Origin of the sequence: Mycobacterium sp., assembly GCF_049585075.1 — a bacterium.
GTDB lineage: Bacteria > Actinomycetota > Actinomycetes > Mycobacteriales > Mycobacteriaceae > Mycobacterium.
Map to the genome: position 1 here is coordinate 1 of NZ_JBAUZA010000285.1, position 2329 is coordinate 2329.

Below are 2329 nucleotides of genomic sequence, written 5' to 3' on the forward strand. Positions count from 1 at the left end.
GTTTGGGCGTGCACATCAAAACGGCCCGCCATCGCCCGCATCTCATGCGGGTCAGTCATAAAACGCGTAGGCATAATTCTTTCTCCTTGTTGAGTCCATCAGCTGCAGTGCGATACCAGCCGCCTTATGCATAGGGTACGACCTGGCGATGAACAAGCGGCTTCAAACACGTGACAAGTAGCTGTCTTTCATTGTCATGAACCTGCAGCGACGCAGAGCACTTCGTCGAGGCTGGCGGTCCGTAGTCCCGCGGCGGCGGCGCGTCGCGCGAGTTCGGCGATCGGGTCTGCGTCGCTGCCACGCACACCGCCGGCGTTGTCCAGTCGTGCGGTATCGAACATCGCCGGCCCGCCGGCCACCACATCGGTCAACAGGTAGCGGCCGGCCTCGGGGCCTCGGTGCACCATCTGCTCGGCGGCACAGGTACGGGTGAGCTCGACGGCATCGGCGAAGTTAATACCCACCTGGAACACCTGGGGTTCGGCTTCGAGCACCGCGGTCAACCGGGTGATGAAATTCTCGGGGGCAAAAAAACGCCAACCCTGTCCCAGGTGCAGCCAGTAGCGTCCATCTATGTGCTCGCGGAGTTGTGCCAGCTGGGCGCCCGATGTGCATGTGCTGAATTCGAGGAATCCATAATGCTTTTGCAAGATGTCGCGGTCCTGGGTTGACAGGCCGGTATCGAGCACGACGAAGCGCCCGACTCGAGCCACGTCGGTGCAGCAGTGCAGGAACGAATTCAGCGATCGTTCGGTTGCGGCCCGGTCCGGACCTGCGACCAGGCTGACGACGACCTCAGCCGAACCGGGCTGAGCCGTCAATCGATTCACCAGCGCATCGGGGTAGGAGGAGACCGCCTCGGCCATTGTCGGCACGCCGAGGTCGCGGTTGATCGCGATCCGCTGTCGATCGTCATGGGGGACGTCGGGGCGGGCCAGCAAACGCCGCCACACCATGAAAGCCTCGGTGTGCCTACCGATCCGGTATGCGCACACGGCTCGCTCATCGGCTGCGCGCCAAGCGTAGATGTCGGGGTACGGCACAATCATGTCTTCGTCGGGAAGCACGGTTTCCGCGGCCCGCGCGGCGAAGAGGTAGCCCAGCTGGTAGCGCTTCTCACCGCGGTAATGTAGGGCGACGCCATAGAGCGGCTCTGCGCGCGTCGGTCGGAACTCCCAGGCGCGCAGGTAGGCATCCTGAACATCCAGCCATGGCTCATCGAGCTGCTCCATCGACTGCGCGACCCGCAGCATCGCCACGAAGATCTCCTCGTCCGGGCGGCCGCCGATTTCGATCTTCCACGCAAACCACTTGCGCGCGTTGGCGAAATCGCCCGAATCGAAGTAGGCCTGGGCCAACAAGGACACTGATCGCGCGTCCTTGGGATTGTGTGTCACCTCGGGCAGTAACCGATCGATGAATCGTTGGTACGGGTCCACGTCGCTGGGCACGTCGGCGGGTTTCAGCACACTGTCCGTTGCGGCATCGATCTGAGCCTCGGTCGCCTCCAGCCCGAGTTCGTCGGCGAGGCGGCGGATCACAACGGCGGGGGTGGCGCGGAGCGCCTCGAAGTCAACTCGGATCGTCGCAGCGCCGGCCAGCGCGAGGTCGCGTGCGGTGATAAGGCGTGCGGTCGACTCAGCCCGCTCCTGTTCGTCGGACAACCATTTGAGTCGATTCAGCGACGCCACCACCTTCGCGAAAGGTCGGTCCACCACAACCGGCACGATCGGACCCCAGGCGTCGCGGATGAAATCAACCGCAAGGCAAAGACAGGGGTCCTTGGCGCCAGGCCGGCGCCCCGCGATGCGGGCAGCACGACGATGAACTTCCGCCCAACTTCGCAGTTTCGTCTGGAACAAACCGGCATCCATTTGGAGCTGATCACCAGGCTCACTAAAGGCCCTGCTGCACAATTGATGTAACCCTAAATCCTCCCAGCTCTCACTCAGTTCGCGTGCGGCCAAGCTGAATTCGGTGCCCATAAACACACCAAGATGGTTCAGTACGCCGGCGACGGCCGACGTACCGCCGCAGCGAGGCCCCAGTACGACGACGATCGGCTCAACGAACGCCATGGCGCAGCAGACTTCGGTTTGGTGACTTCGGATGCTTGGTGGTTATCCGATGATTGTAAGCCTCGGGCACGTCAGTTCACGGGTTCCGGTTACGCGGTTAGAGCTGGGAACGGTTGTGGCCCGCACACGGTTTGGTGTGCGGGCCACAAAAGGGTTGGAGCGGGGTGCTGATCAACTACGCCCAGCTGCCGCCGACTGCGTTGTCGGTGGAGTTCATGTTGTTGCCGGCGGTTTGCACCTTTTGGCCGTGA

General features: G+C 62.7%; 1 protein-coding gene and 2 pseudogenes. All 3 read right to left on the reverse strand.

The window, feature by feature from the left end:
• Positions 1-74 (reverse strand): annotated as a pseudogene (locus tag WB785_RS14010) (WXG100 family type VII secretion target); the annotation flags it as partial.
• Between the two features lie 120 nt (positions 75-194).
• The gene (locus tag WB785_RS14015; RefSeq protein ID WP_424079940.1) at positions 195-1718 is read right to left on the reverse strand and encodes a hypothetical protein; all 1524 of its coding nucleotides are present in this window, start codon (positions 1716-1718) and stop codon (positions 195-197) included.
• Positions 1719-2253: 535 nt separating this feature from the next.
• Positions 2254-2329, reverse strand: a pseudogene (locus tag WB785_RS14020) (type VII secretion protein EsxI); the annotation flags it as partial.